Genomic DNA, 20,234 nt, shown 5'->3' with positions numbered 1-20,234 from the left:
GGTTCGTGGGTAGTGGCGACACTCTCGAAATCTCTATTTTCCGGGTATTTTCGCCTCGTTTGCGGGGTGTCTGCCGGGGTGGCAAGAGAGATCGGCGTGGTCGAGCCGGGGCGTGGTGGGCTGTGGGCGATGGGCCTCGGCCACCGCCCGAGTGGAAACCCGACCGGGGCGGTCACGTTTCCACTTAGGGGTGTGGCTAAGGCCACATCATCAAAATACACCGCACCGCTCTCAGAGTCTGGTGTTGAAACTTTCCAGCTTTGATTAGAAATACATAATTTCAGACATCTAACTAGCTTCCACATCCATCACTGGAGTTGTTTCTGAAACTCTTCGAAGTTGTGGACTACATCAAGTGGTTTCCGATTCAACCGTTCCATCACCTGTTTAATTATTGGGTGTTCGTACTTCCATTGAGCCTCGGTCCATAGAATATCACAATCACAATAGATCGCTTGAGACCAGATGATTGCATCTCTGTAATCGCCAGGCTCCGGTTCGTGGTATGTTTCAGAGATGTATATCATTGACATTCCGAATACATATTTTTTCAGAGGTACCCTAGAATCCTCAAACTGCTCCAACCCGTCAGACTGGTTTTGAGTATATTCTGCGAATAGGCCAATCTTCTTAGAGGCTACCTCCTTTGAGACATCTTCAGGGACCTCAAAGTGCCCCTCTAATTCTAAATCTTCCAATCCTCGAAGATCTTCAATGAACTCAGACAAGACGGACGAGGCAGGTTCTGCATCAAAGTCACCGTCTCTAAACATTGACCGCAGTGTCTCAATATTATTGTAGCCTCTTGTCCCCACTTTACAATGTTCGTACCACTCTTCGTCAATCAAAGCGAGCACGAGAGGTTCATCTGAGTGGATATATTCTCCCTCAGGCTCAAGTCGAAATGGACCGAGGTATTCATCGGAAAACATTCCAATTATGGCCGACAATTTATCCTGATTTTCCCGTCTGACTAGATCGAGAAAGTTCCCGTGGCTAAAGACAATCTCAATATCATGGTTTCTGTAGGTTCGTATGAAATCTTCAAGAAACTTCCTATCTTCTTTGAGAGATACCCAAACCATGGTATCCAGTAGAACTCTCATGTCTTCTTAGACTGATTGTCGAGGATTGTATTGAAGATTATTCAGACGCGCCTATCGCGCGTCTTATATATACACTCTTCCGGCCACTCTCACGGCGCGGCCCATGGCGTGCGTCGCTCGCCATCAAGGCGAGCAGGTGCGATGGGCTGTAAAGGGGAGGCGGTAGACACCGACAGACAGACATCAGCGCGCTGTCTAGCGGTTAGCACGTCTCTGGTGTCGGGAGGAATACCATCTATCGAGAGCAAAGTAGGCGAGATCGTCTGGGAATCTGGGAAATCAAGAAGGGAGTGTCTATACATAGTATGGGGGTTGGGTTTTCGTTTCCACCTTTACATCCGGGTGCCGTACATCGGTTTTCACAATGACGATGTAAACTCGATACACTACTTTGAGAAAAGATAGGGTTTTAGGTGAACTAATATCCTCAGTAGAGACGATATAAAGCAACATTTCGAAGGTTTCGGTCTTCTGTTTTACAGACAAAATAGAGCTAACCGAGTCGGATTAACCGAAATCAATAATATTCGATATGGATAAGAACGAACATAATGCGCTCTGGTATTTCCTCCCTTGCCCAAAAAGTCCCAGCGACTACAACAAATCCGCTTTTGCGTGTTACTGTAGCCGCTATCTTTGGGTATTCTATTGCAACAATACTCTATAGCATTATTCTCTCACAAGCGGTTCGCCTTTCTAGGGAAGACGGCATGTCTATGATAAATGATTTAATCGAGTTAGGTGGAAAACCAGCGTGGTTATTGAGCACTATGGCGTTCTGCCTTTTGACCACCACATATTACCTAAAATTCGATTCTTGGGCAGAAGAACAAGCAGAACAGGGTTTTGATAATCTTGATAGATTTTCTCTCTGGATTGTTCTTATTCTGTCTACGATACTGTTTACCACAATGCTGGGCCTCAGCCAACAGATGTCCCCGTATCAGGCTTACAAACACCAATATACTCAGATGCTGATCAAGACTACTGCCATTTGGATTGTACCTGCCGCTCGGCATATCGCCAATACTGGTCGTATTGCGCTTGATTCAGTTGATGTCCAAGAAAAAGGGTGGCATCTCACCTTATCTCTCATACTATATCTTCTCCTAATCATTGTCAGTAGCCTCTTAGTCTATTTCGGAACCGTAGATCTCCCAAAGAGAGCGGCCCCTCTGCTTCTACTCGCTGGGATTGGTTCATACTTGACCGTAGCACCAATACTTGTAGAAGAATTGTGTGAGGAAGACGACCCGCCAAAGATCGCATATCGAAGATTCGTGAGTCGATTAAATCAGATAACTGCAGGTCCCCTATATGTTGTCGGAACATGGCGGTACCTTCCGTTTATCGCCGGTACTGCTATCGGAATTAGTTGGTTTATGTTCGGATTTTCATATAACGCTATGCAACCACCGGAGGGATACGATTTTACGGAAGTTCTGTTGCAATATGCTAGTCCGCTAAATCTAGTAGCAGGACTGATTCTAATGCTGTTCGCCATTTTGTTGCTAATTTTACCACCGCAACTTGGCCGCCTCTACAGAGTTGTGAAGAGCATTGGATAATCTCTAACCCCCAACGGTCGTGTTCAAGAGAAGCACTTGACGCGATATGCACACGACCGAGAGTGGCCCGTGTGTATTTCCGGGGAGCTGAATCGACTGGTGGACTCGGTATCGGCTACTGTGGGCAGTGAACTGAAACGTGTTTTAAGAAAAATGACTGTCAAACCGCTCGCTGAGGCCGGAATTGAGAGAGTCGTGTGTACGCGATCCACCCTGCCGTATTCATCGCGGCGTTCGGACACGAGCACCGTACTCTGTGACCCGTAGAGCCATCTGATTTTCACGCACTGAAAACGCTGGTCCGCCTTTATTTCCGACCAATCCACAGAGTCGCGTGTCTGCATTCCCCCGAGACCCCCCACAGTGCAGACACCCACCCCAATTGCCACCTGGACACTCCCCCCGTGTCCAGTTTTCTCACTTCGACGCCGGTCCGGGAGCACCACCTAAACAGATTGGGAGTATCACTATACCACTACGCAACGAACCGGCAACTGCCCGCACACACGGGCAACGAAGCCATCCACTTCGTTTCGGGGGAACGAGGGGACACCCGACCCACCTACCCACCCACCTACCCGTCTCGCCCCTTCCGGGGCGAGCCCTTCCCGCCACCCGATCCTCCCGCTATCGCGTCCGAGTCACTTGTAGGACTCGCCGGACGCCGCCGCGGCGGCCTCGGCCAACCGGGACCGAGCCTCGCGCTTTGAACCGACGAGCGACAGGGTGTCCTCGTCCTCGTCGTGGGTCACTACGTCGGCCGCCTCCAGCGGAGCGATGCACTCGTCGACGAGCTCCGCCCGGATCGTATCGAGCGTGATCGCGTCGAGCGTCTCGCCGTCGCTGGCGGCCTTGAACCGGGCGGCCTCGTTGACAAGCAACACCATCCCGCGCTCGCCGTCCGGTTCGTCGAGCAGCGCCCGGACGACCAGCCGAGCGAGCGGGTGGTCCAGTCCGTCGTCGCGGTCCGGGGGCAGGTTCCTCTCCTCTTGCGTTCGATCCATGAGGGGGGTGAGCGCTACCCGGTAATAACGGTGTCCCCCGGAGTACCCGAAGGACGGCCGCCCGTTCCAACGGTTGCTTCGGGTCACGCTCCGGAGCTCTCGCCGGGCTGGCCGCGATATCGAGTGGCCGCCCCGGTCCGGATCGGGCGCTGTCGACCGCGAAGTTCGGCTCTTCGCCCTCTCTCGCCTCGGTGGTCGCCCGCTGCACGGTTTTGGTATCGCGGTATTGGGTTTATTTCGTCGGCTTCGAACGCCGGGAACTCGTCACTGTCGGGGGTGACGGAACGACACGGGCGGCGAAAACGGGGTCTCAGGCGATCTGGTCGCGGTACTCGTCGGCCGACAGCAGGTCGTCGAGTTCGGACTCGTCGCTGACGTCGACCTCGATCAGCCAGCCGTCGCCGTAGGGGTCCTCGTTGACCAGCTCCGGCCGGTCGGTCAGGTCGTCGTTGACGGCGGTGACGGTGCCGGAGACGGGGGCGTAGATGTCCGAGACGGCCTTGATCGACTCGACGACGCCGAAGTCCTCGCCCGCGGCGACCTCCGCGCCCTCGCTCGGGAGGTCGACGAAGACCACGTCGCCCAGTTCGTCCTGGGCGAACTCGGAGATGCCGATGCGCGCGCTGTCGTCGTCGACCCGCGCCCACTCGTGGGAGTCGAGATAGCGCAGGTCGTCGGGAACGTCGAAGCTCATCTGTCGAGGAATGGGGTCGCGGTGGTACGTGCTTTCTTCGGTTCGTCCCGCACCGAGACGCGGACCGACTCGTCGACGCCGACCTCCGCGGGGAGGTACGCCAGGCCGATCCCCCTCCCGAGCGTCGGGCTCATCGTCCCGCTCGTGACCGTCCCGAGGCGCTCGCCGTCGGTCGACTCGACGGGGTACCCCTCCCGGGGAACGCCGCGGTCGACCAGTTCGATCCCCCGGAGCTTCTCGTCGACGCCCTCCACGTCGACGCCCTCCAGCGCGTCGCGGCCGACGAACTCGCTGTCGAGGTCGACCGCGAAGCCGATGCCCGCCTCGTAGGGATTGCGGGGGTTGTCCTCGGGGTCGAAGTCCTGCCCCGAGAGGAGAAAGCCCATCTCCAGGCGGAGCGTGTCGCGAGCGCCGAGCCCGCATGGCTGACAGTCCAGGGCCGACCAGACCGTCTCGGCTTCGTCCCAGGGATAGATCAGCTCGTAGCCAGGTTCGCCGGTGTAGCCGGTACGGGAGATCAACGTCTCGACGCCCGCTACCGACCCGACGGTCGTCTCGAACCGCCCCATCTCCCCCAGGTCGGCGTCCGTCTCCGCCGCGAGGCGGTCCCGGGCGTCGGGGCCCTGGAGCGCGACCATCGCCAGCGACTCCGTGCGGTTCTCGACCGCGGCGTCCAGTTCCCAGGCGTCGCGGTGGTCGACCCAGCGGTCGGCCATCTCGGCGTCGTGGCCGGCGTTGGGGACCACCAGGTAGTCGGCGTCGACCGACCAGTCCGCGGGCGGGCGGGAGACGACGGTGTCGTCGAGCATCACGCCGCGGTCGTCGGTGATCGCGGCGTAGTTCGCCTCGCCCGGGTCGAGGTCGGACACGTCGTTGGTCACCAGCCGGTTGGTGAGCCGGCCCGCGTCGGGGCCGGAGACGGTCAGCTGGCCCATGTGCGAGACGTCGAACCGGCCGACCGACTCGCGGACCGCCTCGTGTTCCGCCCGGATGGAGTCGAACTCGACGGGCATCTCCCACCCCCCGAACTCGGTGAGCGTCGCGCCGCTCGCCTCGTGGGTCTCCGCGAGCGGCGGCTGTCTGAGCGCCATACCCCGATTTCCGCCCGCCAGCGACGTAACTGTTGCCGTCGCACATGCGCGCCCGCGACCGACTGTTTCGACCCGGCGTCTGACGCCCTCAACCGAATGTCGCTATATCGAACGGCGCCGGCTCGCCGACGGCGAGCCGCGGATGCGTGGCGTAACCGCCATCCGGCCTCGCGAGTCGACGGTCGGTCCGGTCGCCCGCCGAACCGCCGCGTGCGGCGGTTGCCGGTCGGTTTCCCACAGTTTCCGACCCTGAAACTGTGTTCCCCTTTATATGCTGGTCCCGGTTCTCGGGTCGAACGCAATGGTTCCCGCACCGTCCCCACGATCGAACGCCCTCCCGCCCGGCGAGCCGCCGGGCGGCGCATCGCACGCGCCCGCGGAGGTGGCCCCGTGAGCCGCCTCGACCGCCCGTTCCGGTTCGTCACGGAGCACAACCTCGTCGTGCTCCTGCTCATGCTGCTCGTGAGCGCCGGCGTCGTCGTCGGCATCGGCCAGCTCCAGACCCAGAGTCAGATGAACGGGTCCAGCGCGGTCGGCGACACGGAGGTCGCCCAGGCCATGGAGTACATCCAGGCGAACTACGGGACGAGCGAGAGCGAGTCCAACGCCACGTCGGTCAGCCCGGCGCCGGTCTACGTCCGGAGCGACGGCAACGCCCTCTCGAAGGCCGCCCTGCTGGACTCGCTGGAGTTCCAGCAACGGGCGCTGGACAACGAATCGGTCGCTGCCGCGCTGGGCGACCGCGAGCCGTTCGGCGTCGCGAACCTCATCGCGACGCGCGCGGCCGGCGACCCCGGCGCGTCGCTCGATGAGCAGGTCGCGGCCCTGGAGTCGGCGAGCGCGAGCGAGGTCGAGTCGCTCGTCGCCGAGACGCTGACCGAGGGGTCGCAGGCGACCGCGCTGGTCCCGAACGACTACGAGCCCGGCACCGCGAGCGCCGAGAGCCACCGGATGCTGTTCCGGTTCGAGAGCGCCGACGCCGGCGAGGCCGCGGCCGAGCGGCGAACCGCCGCGACCGCGACGCTGTACGACCTCGCCGACGACCGCGAGGGGCCCGACTACTTCACCCTCGGCGAACACGCGATCGCCGAATCGAACGCCAACTTCAACCAGCAGACGATGCAGCTGATCGTCCCGGTCGCGCTGCTGGCGATCCTCGCGGTGCTCGCGTTCGCCTACCGGGACCTGGTGGACGTGGTCGTCGGGTTCACCGGCGTCGTCCTCTCGGTGCTGTGGATGTTCGGCATCCTCGGCTGGATGGGGATCCCCGCCGGGTTCACGCTCATCATCGGCCCGGTCCTCATCGTCGGCCTCAGCGTCGACTACGGGTTGCACGTGTTCATGCGGTACCGGGAGGAGCGCGGTGAGGCCGAGGACATCCGCGAGCCGATGGCCCGCGGGCTCTCGTCGGTCGCCGTCGCGCTCGGGCTGGTGACGCTGACCGCCGCGGTCGGCTTCATGTCGAACATCACCAACGAGTTCGCGATCATCAAGCAGCTCTCGATCGGCATCACGCTGGGCGTCGTCTCGACGTTCGTGGTCTCGCTGACGTTCGTCCCGGCGCTGAAGGTGACCGTCGACCGCCTGCTCGAACGCGTCGGGTTCGACCGGGCCAAGCGACCGCTGGGGAAGACCCGCCTGCTGGAACCGTTCCTCACCGGCGGCGTCCGGCTCGCCAAGCGGGCCGCGCCCGTCGTGATCGTCCTCGCCCTGGTCGCCGGGTCGGCCGGCGCCGTCGCGTGGACGGATCTGGACCGCCAGTCGGTCCAGCAGGACACCGACGGGATCGCCGAGTGGAAGCAGAACCTGCCCGGCCCGCTGGGCTGGGAGACGAGCGAATACGACGCCTACGCCGACTACGTCGACGCCCACTACCGCGCGGCCGACGAGGACGCCCGGAGCAGCTCGCAGGTGCTCCTCGAGGGCGACGTGACCTCGCCGTCGGCGCTGGCCGCCGTGGAGACGGTCCGCGACAGCGCGGGCGAGCAGGCGGAGGTGTTCCAGCGCGCGGGCACGGTCCCGCTGCGCTCGCCGCTGTCGGTGATGGAGTCGGTCGCCGCCGAGAACGACGAGTTCGCGGCGACGTTCGCCGAGGCCGACACCGACGGCGACGGCGTCCCCGACCGGAACGTCGAGGGCGTCTACGACGCGCTGTACGCCGCCGCGCCCGAAGAGGCGAGTCAGGTGGTCGAGCGCACGGACGGCGAGTACCGCTCGCTGCGGGTCGTCGTCCCGATCGACGGGGACGCGACCATCGCCCAGCAGGCCGACGCGATGCAGGCGGTCTCCGGGAGCGTCTCGGCGGAGGGCGTCGACGCCATCGCGGCCGGCGTCGGGACGCTCAACGAGGCCGAGCTGTCCCAGACGACCGACAGCATCCTGACGACGCTGATCGTCGCGCTCGCGGCGGTCGGCGTCCTGCTGACGCTGGTCTACCGGGTCGCCACCGGGAGCGCCGCGCTCGGCGTGGTGACGTCCGTCCCCATCGTCCTCGTGACCGCGCTGGTCGTCGGCGGGATGTACCTGCTCTCGATCCCGCTGACCCTGCTGACCTCGCTGCTGCTCAGCCTGGTCATCGGGCTCGGCATCGACTACAACATCCACGTCAGCGACCGCTTCGCGCAGGAACTGGAGCGGGGGCAGACGGTTACCGGCGCGTTGCGGACGGCCGTGACCGGCACCGGCGGCGCGCTGCTGGGCAGCACGCTCACCTCCGTCGGCGCGTTCAGCGCCCTGCTGCTCCACCCCCACCCCCAGATCACGAGCTTCGGGACGCTCGTCGTCCTCGCGCTGTCGCTGTCGTTCGTCGTCGCCGTGTTCGTCCTCCCGAGCCTGCTGCTCCTGTGGGCGAACCACGGTAGCCCCGACGCCGTCCGTAGCGAGTCACCGACCCGCGACCGGCCGGCGGCCCAGGACTGACGGGCCACCCGATTTTCGCCGGCGCTCCGGTACTCAGTTCCGGCGGAACCGAACGGCGGCAGCGACGACCGCCGCGGCGACCGCGCCGACGGCGAGGGCGGCACCGAGCGGCGTCGGCCCCGACCCCGACGTGGGCGTGCCGAGCACGCTGTCGTCGCCCGGGTTCGATTCGCCGTCGTCGCCGTCCCCATTGCTGTCCCCGCCGTCGTCGCCGTCGCCGGCGCTCCCGTCGGCCCCGTCGCCGCCCGAGCCGTCGGCCGGGTCGGTCCCGTCGCCGTCCGTCGCGGTCGGCGCAGCGCCGATGGCCGCCAGGTCCTCGTCGGGGATCAGCCGGGTGCTCTCGAATCCGGTGAGGTGGTCGTAGCAGGCCGCGATGTCCTCGGCGTCGAAGTCGGCGCCGCCGGTCGCCTCGACGACGCCGCCCTCACCGACATCGGCCATCGTCGGACCGCTGGACTCGTCGCCCGTGCCGACCCGCTCCACGTCGTAGGGCTGGTACGGCGAGTACACCTCCCAGACGACCTCGCCGTCGGGCGTCACCTCGACGATACGGTGGGCCCGCCGGTCGGCGATCAGCGTGTTGCCGTTGGGCAGGCGGTCGGCGTCCCGTGGCTCGTTCAGGCGGCCGCCCCGAAGCACCCACGTCCGGTTCCACTCGTCGCCCTCGCGCTCGTACTCGACGACGCGGTCGTTGAGGCTGTCCGCGACGATGACCGTCGCGTTGCCGTCCTCGCTCGCGAGGTAGTCCGGGTTGTGCTGCTCGTGGAGGATCGAGGTGTTGTCGTCGCTGCCGAGCGTCCACTCGACCTCCTTCGTCTCGCGGTCGATGGCGACGACCTTGTCGAAGTTGCGGACCGAGACCATGATCATGCCCTCGCGGATCTGCTCGACGTCGTTGTTGTGGGTCCAGTCGCCGCCGAACTCACCGCCGCCGGACTTCGGGTAGTGCTCGGTGTAGTTGGCGAAGTAGTACTCCCAGGTGATCGCCTCCCGGGTGAGATTGTAGATCAGGACGCGGTCCTCGCCGTCCTGGCTCATGTCGTTCATGAGCAGTTCGTCGCCGTTGATCAGATCGACGTCGTGAGTGTCGTAGGCGTTCTCGAAGCGCCGTTCGGAGACGTGTTCGCCCGTTTCGGGGTCGATCTCCTCGATCAGCGTATCGCGGCTGTCCGTCGTCGCCTGGAGGATGTTGCCGTTGTCGAGCACGTCGATGTCGTAGCTCCACCAGCGGCCGACCGCGGTGTCGTTGTGGACGCCGACGATGGAGCCGTTCGGCCGGGCGCCGACGACCATCGCCGAGGTCTTCTCGCCCTGGTAGGCGCCCTGGATCGAGAACAGGGTCGTCCGGTCGGGCGTCCGCTCGATCGTGCCGACGCAGGGGTTCGGTGCCTGCTGGAGGCCGGCCGCCGCGTGGCCGACGCCGGGCGCGGCGCCCGGGCGGTCGCCGGCCGCCGCGACGCCGCCAGCGGCGCCGGCGATCGGGACCACCAGCAGGAGCGCGACGAACAGAGTCGGAAGGACGGTTCTTCGCATCTGTCACGGGTATCGACCGAGGAGGTTAACTCGGTTACGACTCCCGGCGGCTGGAGCCGACCGCTACGGCGACTGGGCGCTACGGGAACCCGTCGTAGAACTCGACCAGCCGCCGCGTGTGGGGATGATCCGGGTCGTCGAGCACCCGCTCGGTCGGCCCGGCCTCGACAACGTGGCCGTCCGACAGCACCGCCAGCCGGTCCGCGAGCGCCGCCGGCGCCGGCAGTTCGGCCCCGAGCGTGACCAGGGTGAGAGGGTCGGTTCCGCTGGCGTCGGCGGTTCCGCCGGCGGCGACCGCCGATTCGAACCCGTCGAGGTGGTCGCCGCGGGCGAGGTGGGCGAGGGCGGCCGGGTGGTCGTCGACGACGAGCACGGCCGGGTCGGCCAGCGCCGCGCGGGCGAGGTCCGCCAACTGGGTCGCGGCGGCGTCCAGTTCCCGCGGTCGGGCGTCGAGCACCCGGCCGGCGTCGAGTCCGAGCGCCGCGAGGAGAGCCTCGGCCCGCGCCTCGTCGGCCCCGGTCGCCCGGAGCGCCGCCCGGAACTGTCCCCGGAGCGTCGACGCGGGATCGAACGGCTCGTCGCCGGTGACGACCGCGACCGATTCGCGGCGGAACCGCTCGCGTTCGCCGTCAGAGAGGTCGAAGACGGACACGGGGTCGCCGCGCCGGGGGCGGTACGTGACCGAGCCCGAGACCCGGGCGGGCGCCGGGAGCCCGTCGACGAGCGCCCGCGCGAGCGTCGTCTTCCCGCTCGCGCCGACGACCGCCAGTCGCTCGCCCCGCTCGACGGCCAGATCCAGCCGGTCGAGCACCTCCTGGCTCCCGTAGCTCACCGACAGGCGTTCGAGGGCGAGGACGGGGTCGTCCAGTTCGTCGCCGGGCGCGTCCGCTGGCGGGGCGGCCATGGTACTGTCCGCCTTTCGGGCTTCGGCCACCTATCGCTTCCGGCGGTTCCCCGAAGCGTCACGCCTATACTCGGCGGTGGGGAACGGCGGGGTATGAGCTGGCTGGGGCGGCTGTTCGGCGGCGACGAGGCGGCCGGCGCGGACCGATCGGCGGGCGCGGACGGGCCGGGCCACTCGGGCGCGGTCGGAGACGCCGCGGCCGAGGCTGGAACGGACCTCGAAGCGCGCGGCCACGACCAGCCGCGGGTGGGCCTGTTCGTCGACGGGCCGAACGTCCTGCGCGAGGAGTTCGACGTGGACCTGGACGACGTGCGGGGCGCCGCCGAGCGCTACGGCCACCTCGCGTTCGGCCGCCTCTACCTCGACGAGAACGCGCCGTCGGGACTCATCCAGGCGGCGGAGGCGCGGGGGTTCGAGGTGGTCACGACGAGCGGCGACGTGGACGTGAAGCTCGGGGTCGACGCGACGGCGGCGACCGTCGAGGAGGCCATCGACGTACTCGTCGTCGCCTCGCGGGACACCGACTTCAAGCCGGTGCTGGAGGCGGCCGCCGAGCGGGGGCTGGCGACCATCGCGGTCGCCCCGGGCGAACACGGCCGCTCGGACGCGCTCCGCAACACCGCCCACGAGTCGGTCACGCTGTAGCCGGGGCGACCCCGACGGCCGCGGCCGTCGGCCGGCGGACCAAGAGTTAACTCACCGGGCCGGGATCGGGCGGTATGCGCAGGATCGACGGCCGGAAGCTCGTCGCGGGACTGGTCGCGGCGCTGTTGTTCGGACTCCTCGTGGGATACGCGCTCGCGGCCGTGCTCTGACGCGGGACCGTCGCGCCGCGAGCGCGGCCGTCGTGCGAGCGTAGCCGTCGCGCGTTCAAGCGGTGATAATCGGGGGCGAGTCTTTAACCGGGCGAGCGGAAACCGTGGGATATGCTCCGGATCGACGGGCGCGTGCTCGCCGCGTCCGTGCTCGGCGTGTTCCTCGTCGGCGCGCTCGTCGGGTTCGTCGCCGGCGGGGGGAGCGGCGCGCCCGGCGGCCCGGCGACGCCGACCGACGCCGGCCCGGGTGACGGCACCGCCCCCACCCCGACGCCCTCCCCCGCGCCGACGCCGACGCTCACGCCGGCTGCGACCGCGACGGCGACGCTGACGCCCACGCCTACCCCGACGGCGACGCTCACCCCGACGGCGGTCCCGACGCCGACCGCGACAGCGACGGCGACGCTGACGCCCGCGCCGACCCCGACGCGGACGCCGACGCTGATCCGGCGATTCGACACCGAGCGGATCGAGAACAGCCTCCGGCGGCTGATCAACGACTGGCGGGCCGAGCGGGACCTCCGGCGGTTCAGCCACGTCGACGGGACGGTCGTCCGGAAGTTAGACCGGATGGCGACGGCTCACAGCGTCGACATGGCCGACGCCGGCGAGACGGTCCACCGGATCGACAACCGCTCCAGCGCCGGCCGCTACCGCGACCACGAGCTGTTCGAGACCTGCCAGTTCAAGAAGCGCGGCGACCAGTACATCGTGACGCCGACGCGCAACCGCCTGGAGGTGCTGGGCAAGACCTACGCGGGGGTGACCTACCGCGGGCCGGACGGCCCCCGGTACAACGAGAACGAGTCGATGGTCGCGCGGGCCATCTTCGAGAACTGGCGGACCGACCGGGTGTTCCGCGAGCGGCTCTCGTACGCCAACGCCACGCGGCTGGGCATCGGTATCGAGACCACCGGGAAAAACGAGGTGTACGTGACCGGCAACCTCTGTGGCGTCTACGGCAGCGCGTAGGGAGGTCGGGTTCCGACTGGTTCGCCGACCCACAGCGAACGGTTTTTTCGACCGCGCGCCGGATGGCCGGACATGAACGCCGAGATCGACGGGCCGGTCCTCGACGACCACATGCACCTGGACCCGGTCCACGGCCGCGGCGTCGACGCCGCCCGCGAGTTCGCCGACAGCGGCGGGACGCACCTGCTCGTCGTCAACAAGCCCTCCTGGCACCTGCTCGACGCCCTGCCCGAGGGCGCCGAGGACTTCCGCGAGGTGTTCGACCTGACTGTCGACGTGGTCGAGCGGGCGAACGAGGAGTTACCGGGACGGGCCTGGCCGGTGCTGGGCGTCCACCCGGGGCTCGTCTCGCAACTCGTCGACGACGGCCTCGACCCCGAGGCGGCACGGGATCTGATGCAGACGGGGCTAGACACCGCCGCCGAGTACGTCGCCGACGGGCCGGCGCTGGCGCTGAAGTCCGGCCGGCCCCACTACGACGTGAGCGACGCCGTGTGGGACGCCTCGAACGAGGTGATGCGCCACGGGTTCGACCTCGCGGCGGAGACGGGCTGCGCGATCCAGCTCCACGCCGAGGGCAGCGAGGACTTCACGGAAGTCGCCGAGTGGGCCGAAGCGCGGGGGCTCCCGCCCGAGCGCGTCGTCAAGCACTACGCCGGCGGCCGGCTGGCGGGGATCACCAAGAGCGTCATCTCCCACAAGGACGAACTCGAACTGGCGATCGGGGAGGACGAGCCGTTCATGATGGAGACGGACTACATCGACGACCCGGACCGGCCGGGCGCGGTGCTGGGCGTCGGGACGGTTCCCTCGCGGGTGCGCTGGCTGCGCGAGGAGGGGTACGACGAGGCCATCGAGCGCGCGCACGTCGAGACGCCCGCGGCGGTCTACGGCATCGACACCGAGGCGACGCTGGAGTAGCGGTCAGTCGCAGCCGGTGGTAGAGCCGTCGGCAGTGGAGTCGTCGGCGGTGGCGTGGTCGGCGCCCCACTCGCGGAGCGCGGCGATCACGGGCTCCAGATCCGCGCCGCGGTCGGTCAGCGAGTACTCGACGCGGTACGGCCGTTCGCTGACCACCTCGCGGTCGACGACGCCGTCCGCTTCCAGGGAGTCGAGGCTGTCCGAGAGGACCGTGTCCGAGACGCCGTCGATGGCCTCCCCCAGCCGGTTGAAGCCGAGGGGGCCGTCGTCGAGGAGGCGCGCGACGATGACCGGGTGCCACTTCCCGTCGAGGACGCCGGCCGCACACGTCAGCGCGCACCAGTCGTCGTCGGCGCACCACCCGGCCACGCAGTCGTCCGTCGAGGCCATGGCCGCCGTTCTCCCGCCCCCGCCGAATACGTTACGCCCCGCGGTCGCCGCGAGCGGTTCGAAACCGAACCCGGTTCGGAAATGCAACCAGGTCAGCGCACACTCCGCTGAGCGTTAAGCACCCGTCGGGACTACGAACGCACGATGAACCTGTCACGTAGCGCCGTCGTGCCGGCCAGGGTCGGCCTGTTCGTCGCCGCGGTCTTCGTCGGCATCGGTATCGGTACGCTGGTCCCGCCGGACCCGGTCACGGTCCCGGGTGTCGGATCGGTGTCGGGACTGCTCGTCGGCGGTGGCGCGCTCGTCGCCGGCGGCGGCCTGTACGCGGCGACGAAGCGCTCGTCGTCCGGGTGCGGTTGCGGCGGCGACTGCGACTGCTGACCGCCCGAGCCCGCGCCGGTCGACGGTATCACAGCACGGCGGCCCACTGCTGGGTCGCCATCCACAGGAAGAGGATTCCGCCCGCGAGGAAGACCCCGAACGTGTACCGGGCGATACGCACACGCCAGTCGGTCGGTTCGATCTCGTCCCACGAGCGGGTGCTCCCGACGGCGTCCAGGCGCTCGCGCCACAGCGCGACCGTGTACGGCCGGAAGACGCCGAACAGGCCCACCGTTAGGAGCACGGCGCCGACGACGGTGGCGCTGGCGGCCGCGGCGACGGTCACTCCGCCTCCCGTCCGATTCGACGGTCGGATACTCCAGACCCGAGACGAGCGGCCGCCGACCGACTGATCCTCCGAAACATACCTCCGATGCGTCGGCGGACACGATAAGGGTAGAGGCTTCCGCGAGCGCTCACTGGAACGGTTTTACGTCACCACCGGTCGACGGGCCGGTATGGAACGACGCTGTCCCGACTGCGGCGTGTCGATGGAGTCGGTCGAGTTCGGCATGAGCGACGCCTGGAACCCCCACGTCCGGACCGGCGAGAAGCGCGAGGGACTGCTCGGCAAACTCGGGGTGGGCGAGACCGAGGACGTGACGACGCTGATGTGTCCCGAATGCGGCCTGCTTCGGTTCTACGCCGATCTCGACGAGGACGAAGAACCGTACTGAAGTCGGGTCATACGGCACAGTTTCGGTGCGGGCGTAGTTGCGGAGCGGTGCGGTCGCGGAGCGGTGCGGTCGCGGAGCGGTGCAGTCGCGGAGCGGTGCGGTCGCGGAGCGGTGCGGTCGCGGAGCGGTGCGGTCGCGGCGGCCGGGAGCGCGTGCCCGCGCTCTTGCGCGGGCCGCGCGACTCGGGGAAAGGCAGGCTCGCCGAAGCGGCGATTCCCGAGTGTCCGGCGCCACGGGCGCCGGTTCACCGCTCGCGCGGAGCGCGAGCGGCCTTTTTCACCCATGTTTTTGGCTCGGGGGTGCCCGCAGGGAGCGAAGCGACTGAGGACACCCCCGAGCGAAAAAGATGGGATCGGGGTCGAAAGCCATATGACCGGAGCGACGAACGACGTTGTATGAGCAATCAGCCGGGGGAGTACTACACGCCCGAACGCTGGCAGAACTGGCTGGACAGGATCGACGAGGAGGACCTCGACCCGGAGGACGACGACACGGCGCAGTTGCTCTGGAACATGCAGGACGACACGGCCATCGCCGTGGTCAAGGTCGTCTCCGACTTCGAGGAGGGCATCCTCGAGGAGGAGGAGGCCCTCTCGGAGATCGAGGAGATGCGCGAGGTCGTCCTCGCCGAGCCGGCGTTCGACGACGAGGAGGCGCTGATGCTGGTCGACAGCGTCCAGACCTCGCTCGTCTGCGTGTTCTACGCCGCCGAGGAGTTCATCGTCGGCGGCACCGCCGAGGACGCCGAGATCGGCGAGTACGTCGGCGCCGCGGCCGACGCCGAGGCCGAGGAGGACCTGGACACGGCGCTGTCCTACTGCGTCCAGGCGGGGACGCTCGTCATCGACGGCGCGGAGTTCGACCCCTCCATCGCCGAGGAGGTCGAACCCGGGCTGGTCGTCCAGTGGGTCAACGGGCTCGACAGCCTCCAGACGGCGATGAAAGACCCCGAGGTCGTCGAGGAGGACGACGAGTAGGGGCGCGGGCGCACCGTCGCGGACGGTCCCCGCCGGCGCGGCGCGCGGCCGCCGTCGGCCGACCCCGGCTCGGCGGGTGGGCGTTATCAGGGTGGAAAATCGGGAACACAGGTTTTTGCACGCCGAGGGGGTAGTCCGGCGACATGGAGTCGTGGGACGACAGGGGGCAGTCCATCCAGATCGGCGCCGTGATCCTGTTCGCGGCGCTGATCCTCCTGCTGTCGCTGTACCAGGCGACGGTCGTCCCACAGCAGAACGAGCAGGTCGAGTTCGACCACAGCCAGCAGGTACAGAGTGACCTGCTGGACCTGCGGAACGCCGTCACCTCGATGTTCGGCGAGTCGGCGAGTCGCTCGGTGTCGATCCGGCTGGGGACGAGTTATCCCTCGCGGGTGCTCGCGGTGAACCCGCCGCCGGTGTCGGGATCGTTGCGGACCGACGGGACGGCCGAGAGCGGCGTGTATTTCGGGCTGGCTAACGCCGTGGCGCTGGACCGCGAGACCGACGACTTCTGGAACGGTACCGGCCCGCTCCGGGAGTATTCGACCGGCGCGGTCGTCTACCGGCCGAGCTACAACGAGTACGGCCAGCCGCCGCGGACGGTCTACGACTCGACGGTGCTGTACGACAACTTCACGTTCGAGGGCGCGACCATCGCGCACAGCGACCAGACGTTGATCGACGGGTCGACGATCTCGCTGGTGGCGCTGAACGGGTCGCTCCAGCGGTCGTCGTCCGGTAGCACCGCCGTGGACGTGCGGCCGGTCAGCGCGTCGAGCACGACGGTGACGGTGGAGAACAAGGACGCCGAGCTGATCACGATCCGGACGGCGACGCGGTTGCCGAACTCGACCTGGACGGAACTGCTCGCCGACGAGTCGAACGTGACCGGCTGGGAGACGAGCGCGCTGACCGGCGTCGACGGGTTCCGGATGCTCGAAGTCGAACTGAAGCCGGGAACCTACGAGCTGCGGATGGCGAAGGCCGGCGTCGGGACGCGGGTAAACCGTACAGAGCCGGCGTATCTCACGGGCGTTCGAGGCAACGGCTCGACGGTACCCGAGAACGGCAGTCAGCGGTTCGTCGTCGAGCTCAGAGACAGATACAACAACCCGGTCCCCGGCGAGCCGGTCACGGCGAACGCGTCGTGGATCGAAGGGGCGCCAGCCACCGAGCGGACCGGGAACGACGGCCGGGCGAGTTTCGTCTACCGAGTCCCGGAAGACGCGGGGGGGCGGACCGAACGCGTCAACGTGTCGATCGGGAGGGGGGCACCGCCGGCGGCGTTTCGGGGCGGAGCGCCCGAGAACGTGAGTCTGAACGTGTCGGTGGTCGACACCGACGTGACCGGGACGGGGACGGGAAGCGGCGACGGCCAGGGACCGGACGTGACCGGGCAGACGGCGTCGCCGGATCCGGTTGACCAGGGAGCGCAGGTCACGCTCTCCGGGCGGGTCAGCGATATCGAACGCGGCGGGCTCGACATCATCGCCGCCGAGTGGTTCCGCGCCGCGCCGGGCGAGACGGTCGCCGGACAGGACCCCGGAAACGGGAGCGCCAATTCGCTGTCACCGGCCGACGGGAGCTGGGACCAGGCGTTCGAAGACGTTACCGACACGACAACCGCGAGCTGGCAGACCGGGACGCACACCATCGCGTTCCGCGGGGAAGACGCCAACGGGAACTGGGGACCGATCCGGACGACCACGGTGAGCGTCGTCGCGAACTCGCTGATCACCGCCGTCGAACCGGACCCGCAACGACTCCCCGACGACGAGGGCGAGTTCGTCCGGCTCGATATCCCGAGCGGCGTGGATACGAGCGGCTGGGTGCTGGCCGACGGGGACGGCAACAGCGTGACCCTCTCCAACCTCGACGGGACCGTCTACTTCGCCCGAGACCCGGGTGCGTTCGCCGACCAGTGGAACGGCGTTTCGGCGGGCGACGTGGAAGGGTTCGACTTCGCGTTGAACAACGACGGTGACGCGGTTGAACTCCGCGACAGCACGGGAACCGTCGTCGACCGATTCGCCTACGAGGGACCGACGTTCGACGACGGGTCGTCGTTCGACTTCGGTGCGACCGACTACGAAGGACAGGTCGCCTATCGGACTCAGAACGGCGGGAGCTACGTCGACACTGACAGCGCGAGCGACTGGGCAGAGCGAGGGGAGTGTGACTTCTTCGGTGGCGGGGACGGCTGTGGCCCGTCGGGCGGGTTCGAGCGCGCGACCGCCACCGCGCTGCTACCGAACACCGGCCAGCAGCAACAGACGTTCACCTTCACGCCGGATTCGACGATCCCGAGCGGGACTCAGATCGAGATCAACCTCGACGACCCGCAGCAGCTCAGCCCGCTCCAGGTGGACTACAGCAACTACAACTTCATCGACGCCAACATCTCGACGAGCAACACGAACGGAAACACGAACGGGGACACCGGGTTCATCATGATCGAGCCCACCGACGACATCGCAGCCGGACAGACCGTTCAGGTCCGGACGGCGCCGATCAAGACCGGCGGCGACGGACAGTACGACGTGACGGTCACCCGCCGCGATACCAGCGCCTCGACGACGACCTCGTTCGACGTGTCCAACAGCGCCGGCGACGCGGAGATCTCGAACTTCGAGGCCAGCGACCTCCAGCCCGACACGGACGGCCAGCAACAGACGTTCACGTTCACGCTGGATTCGGCGCTGTCGGGCGACGACCGGATCAACATCGGACTGTCCGACGCCCAGGGGAGTTCCGATGTGCAGTATCAGGGGTCGGTCACTGTGAACTTCTCGCAGAGCAACAAGAACCTCAACAGCGGTTCCGACGGGACGTGGATCCTGATCGAACCGCCGTCCGGCGGACTCCCGGCGGGAACCGGCGTCGAAGTCACGATCAACACCAACACCGACGAACTGACGAACGCGCCATACGAGGTCGGGATCACCCGCGGCGACGCCGACACGACGAGCACGACGTTCGGAACGGCGCCCCCACCGACGCCGAATCAGGCGTACGTCGACCAGGACGGGGACGAGGTGTACGAACCCTCCGACGGCGACTTCACTGTCGACTTGGCCGCCGAGGGCTACGATTACCAGTCTCCGGCATCGCTCGTCGTTCCGGAGGGTGTCCCCCTCGACGCCGGTAGTCTGACGCTCCGTGGTGACAACCTCACGATCCGCTCGGACATCACGACGGATTACGAAATGACCCTCCGGGCCACGCAGGGTGACCTCGACGCGAGTGGGATCGCGATCACGCCCGGAGGGGCTGTTGACGTTCGTGCTCCCTCAGGCGAAGTCGATCTGTCGGGCGCGACGCTCGACAACACGGCGGGATCGAGCGACGTGACGGTCCGAGGGGATACGCTCGACCTTCGTAACGCGGAGGTCATCGCAGCGCAGGGACTCACGCTCAACGGCGGGGCGATCGAACTCGGCGGCGCGACGCTGGACAACACCGCCGGGTCGTCGAACATCGTCCTGACTGGGGCCGGAGCGACCGGGACGGGGATCGAATTCCGGACCAGCGGTAGCATCACCGCCTCCGATCTCACGTCGGTCGACTTCGCCGATGCAACGTTCGACGCGAGCGGGTCCATCACGCTGGGTGGTAGTTCGACCACCGCCGTCACGCTGACCGACTCGACGCTGGATACGGGGTCCAGTGGAGACGTGGCCATCACCGGCGAGTCGGTGACGTTACGCAACGTCGATGCGACGGGGTACGGCGGTGTGGCCGTCGATGCGACGAACGGCGACCTCGCTGTTGACGATTCGTCGTTCAGCGGAACGGCGAGTTACGCGTCCGTGCCGCTCTCCGCGACGGGAGTGACCGACGTTCGCGACACCACGGTCGTGTCCGGAGGCGGCGGCGGCGGGACCGCCTCCGTGTCCGGGGGGACGACGACGCTCCGGAACGTCACTGCGACCACGTACGGCGGGTTCGACGCAACGGCCACTTCGGGCGCGCTCGACGTGGGCGGGTCCTCGCTCGAAGCCACCGTGAGTTACGGCTCGATATCGCTCACCACGAACGCCGAGATGAACCTCACCGAGGCTAGACTCGCCGCCGACGGGTCGCTCACCGGGGACAGGCCCAGCGGCAATTCACAGGTCACCGTCACCGATGCCCACTTCGTCGACACCGCCGGGAACGGACGGGACTTCGACATCGAGCCGGGCAATACCGGTGGTCCGCCGGGTGATCCGAACCCACCGAACGGCGTCGTCGGCGAACCCGACCAGGGCCAGGTCGTTTGAGGTCCCCAGTCTCGGTCGGC

At 66.7% G+C, this 20,234-nt stretch carries 17 protein-coding genes; 9 read left to right on the top strand and 8 right to left on the bottom strand.

The window, feature by feature from the left end; genetic code table 11:
- Positions 1–308: 308 nt before the first annotated feature.
- Positions 309–1,106: a hypothetical protein gene (locus ACMGFI_RS01435; protein ID WP_436906818.1), complete on the bottom strand. Its 798-nt coding sequence runs from the start codon at positions 1,104–1,106 to the stop codon at positions 309–311.
- A gap of 551 nt (positions 1,107–1,657) precedes the next feature.
- Between ACMGFI_RS01435 and ACMGFI_RS01430 the strand changes: the two genes are divergently transcribed.
- Positions 1,658–2,674, top strand: coding sequence for a hypothetical protein (locus tag ACMGFI_RS01430; protein ID WP_436906817.1), 1,017 nt, complete (start codon positions 1,658–1,660; stop codon positions 2,672–2,674).
- A gap of 641 nt (positions 2,675–3,315) precedes the next feature.
- Here ACMGFI_RS01430 and ACMGFI_RS01425 read toward each other — a convergent pair.
- The 3 genes from ACMGFI_RS01425 to gcvT form a co-directional block, all read right to left on the bottom strand.
- Entirely contained in the window at positions 3,316–3,678 is a 363-nt protein-coding gene (locus tag ACMGFI_RS01425; RefSeq protein WP_436906816.1) for a hypothetical protein, read from the bottom strand.
- Positions 3,679–3,988: 310 nt separating this feature from the next.
- Entirely contained in the window at positions 3,989–4,372 is a 384-nt protein-coding gene (gene gcvH / locus ACMGFI_RS01420) for a glycine cleavage system protein GcvH (protein WP_436906815.1), read from the bottom strand.
- On the bottom strand, positions 4,369–5,463 hold the full coding sequence (gene gcvT / locus ACMGFI_RS01415; RefSeq protein ID WP_436906814.1) for a glycine cleavage system aminomethyltransferase GcvT: 1,095 nt from the start codon (positions 5,461–5,463) through the stop codon (positions 4,369–4,371). The genes gcvH and gcvT overlap by 4 nt, the downstream gene beginning before the upstream one ends.
- A gap of 390 nt (positions 5,464–5,853) precedes the next feature.
- On the opposite strand from gcvT, the gene ACMGFI_RS01410 reads away from it, so the two are divergent.
- Positions 5,854–8,382 (top strand): efflux RND transporter permease subunit, encoded by a 2,529-nt coding sequence (locus ACMGFI_RS01410; RefSeq protein WP_436906813.1) that lies wholly within the window; start codon positions 5,854–5,856, stop codon positions 8,380–8,382.
- 33 nt (positions 8,383–8,415) lie between these two features.
- Here ACMGFI_RS01410 and ACMGFI_RS01405 read toward each other — a convergent pair whose 3' ends face one another.
- Together ACMGFI_RS01405 and ACMGFI_RS01400 are read right to left on the bottom strand one after the other, a co-directional pair.
- The gene (locus tag ACMGFI_RS01405) at positions 8,416–9,915 is read right to left on the bottom strand and encodes an aryl-sulfate sulfotransferase (protein ID WP_436906812.1); all 1,500 of its coding nucleotides are present in this window, start codon (positions 9,913–9,915) and stop codon (positions 8,416–8,418) included.
- A gap of 79 nt (positions 9,916–9,994) precedes the next feature.
- On the bottom strand, positions 9,995–10,819 hold the full coding sequence (locus ACMGFI_RS01400; protein WP_436906811.1) for an ATP-binding cassette domain-containing protein: 825 nt from the start codon (positions 10,817–10,819) through the stop codon (positions 9,995–9,997).
- A 93-nt stretch (positions 10,820–10,912) separates the two neighbouring features.
- On the opposite strand from ACMGFI_RS01400, the gene ACMGFI_RS01395 reads away from it, so the two are divergent.
- The 3 genes from ACMGFI_RS01395 (at position 10,913) to ACMGFI_RS01385 (ending at position 13,527) form a co-directional block, all read left to right on the top strand.
- Positions 10,913–11,464, top strand: coding sequence for an NYN domain-containing protein (locus ACMGFI_RS01395; RefSeq protein WP_436906810.1), 552 nt, complete (start codon positions 10,913–10,915; stop codon positions 11,462–11,464).
- Between the two features lie 281 nt (positions 11,465–11,745).
- Positions 11,746–12,606: a CAP domain-containing protein gene (locus ACMGFI_RS01390; RefSeq protein WP_436906808.1), complete on the top strand. Its 861-nt coding sequence runs from the start codon at positions 11,746–11,748 to the stop codon at positions 12,604–12,606.
- 72 nt (positions 12,607–12,678) lie between these two features.
- The gene (locus tag ACMGFI_RS01385; protein ID WP_436906807.1) at positions 12,679–13,527 is read left to right on the top strand and encodes a TatD family hydrolase; all 849 of its coding nucleotides are present in this window, start codon (positions 12,679–12,681) and stop codon (positions 13,525–13,527) included.
- 3 nt (positions 13,528–13,530) lie between these two features.
- Here ACMGFI_RS01385 and ACMGFI_RS01380 read toward each other — a convergent pair whose 3' ends face one another.
- A complete protein-coding gene (locus ACMGFI_RS01380) occupies positions 13,531–13,917 on the bottom strand; it encodes a winged helix-turn-helix transcriptional regulator (protein ID WP_436906806.1) in 387 nt (128 codons plus the stop codon).
- Between the two features lie 144 nt (positions 13,918–14,061).
- On the opposite strand from ACMGFI_RS01380, the gene ACMGFI_RS01375 reads away from it, so the two are divergent.
- Entirely contained in the window at positions 14,062–14,298 is a 237-nt protein-coding gene (locus tag ACMGFI_RS01375) for a hypothetical protein (RefSeq protein WP_436906805.1), read from the top strand.
- 28 nt (positions 14,299–14,326) lie between these two features.
- Here ACMGFI_RS01375 and ACMGFI_RS01370 read toward each other — a convergent pair whose 3' ends face one another.
- Positions 14,327–14,584, bottom strand: coding sequence for a DUF6199 family natural product biosynthesis protein (locus tag ACMGFI_RS01370; protein ID WP_436906804.1), 258 nt, complete (start codon positions 14,582–14,584; stop codon positions 14,327–14,329).
- Between the two features lie 172 nt (positions 14,585–14,756).
- Between ACMGFI_RS01370 and ACMGFI_RS01365 the strand changes: the two genes are divergently transcribed.
- From ACMGFI_RS01365 to ACMGFI_RS01355, 3 genes are all read left to right on the top strand, one after another.
- Positions 14,757–14,975 (top strand): hypothetical protein, encoded by a 219-nt coding sequence (locus ACMGFI_RS01365; RefSeq protein ID WP_436906803.1) that lies wholly within the window; start codon positions 14,757–14,759, stop codon positions 14,973–14,975.
- Positions 14,976–15,370: 395 nt separating this feature from the next.
- A complete protein-coding gene (locus ACMGFI_RS01360; protein ID WP_436906802.1) occupies positions 15,371–15,952 on the top strand; it encodes a DUF2150 family protein in 582 nt (193 codons plus the stop codon).
- Between the two features lie 143 nt (positions 15,953–16,095).
- The gene (locus ACMGFI_RS01355) at positions 16,096–20,214 is read left to right on the top strand and encodes a hypothetical protein (protein ID WP_436906801.1); all 4,119 of its coding nucleotides are present in this window, start codon (positions 16,096–16,098) and stop codon (positions 20,212–20,214) included.
- Positions 20,215–20,234 lie beyond the last annotated feature (20 nt).

This window comes from Halosimplex marinum (assembly GCF_051414075.1).
Lineage (GTDB): Archaea > Halobacteriota > Halobacteria > Halobacteriales > Haloarculaceae > Halosimplex > Halosimplex marinum.
Note: the sequence above shows the minus strand (reverse complement) of the source record. Positions and strands in the feature narration are given on the sequence as shown.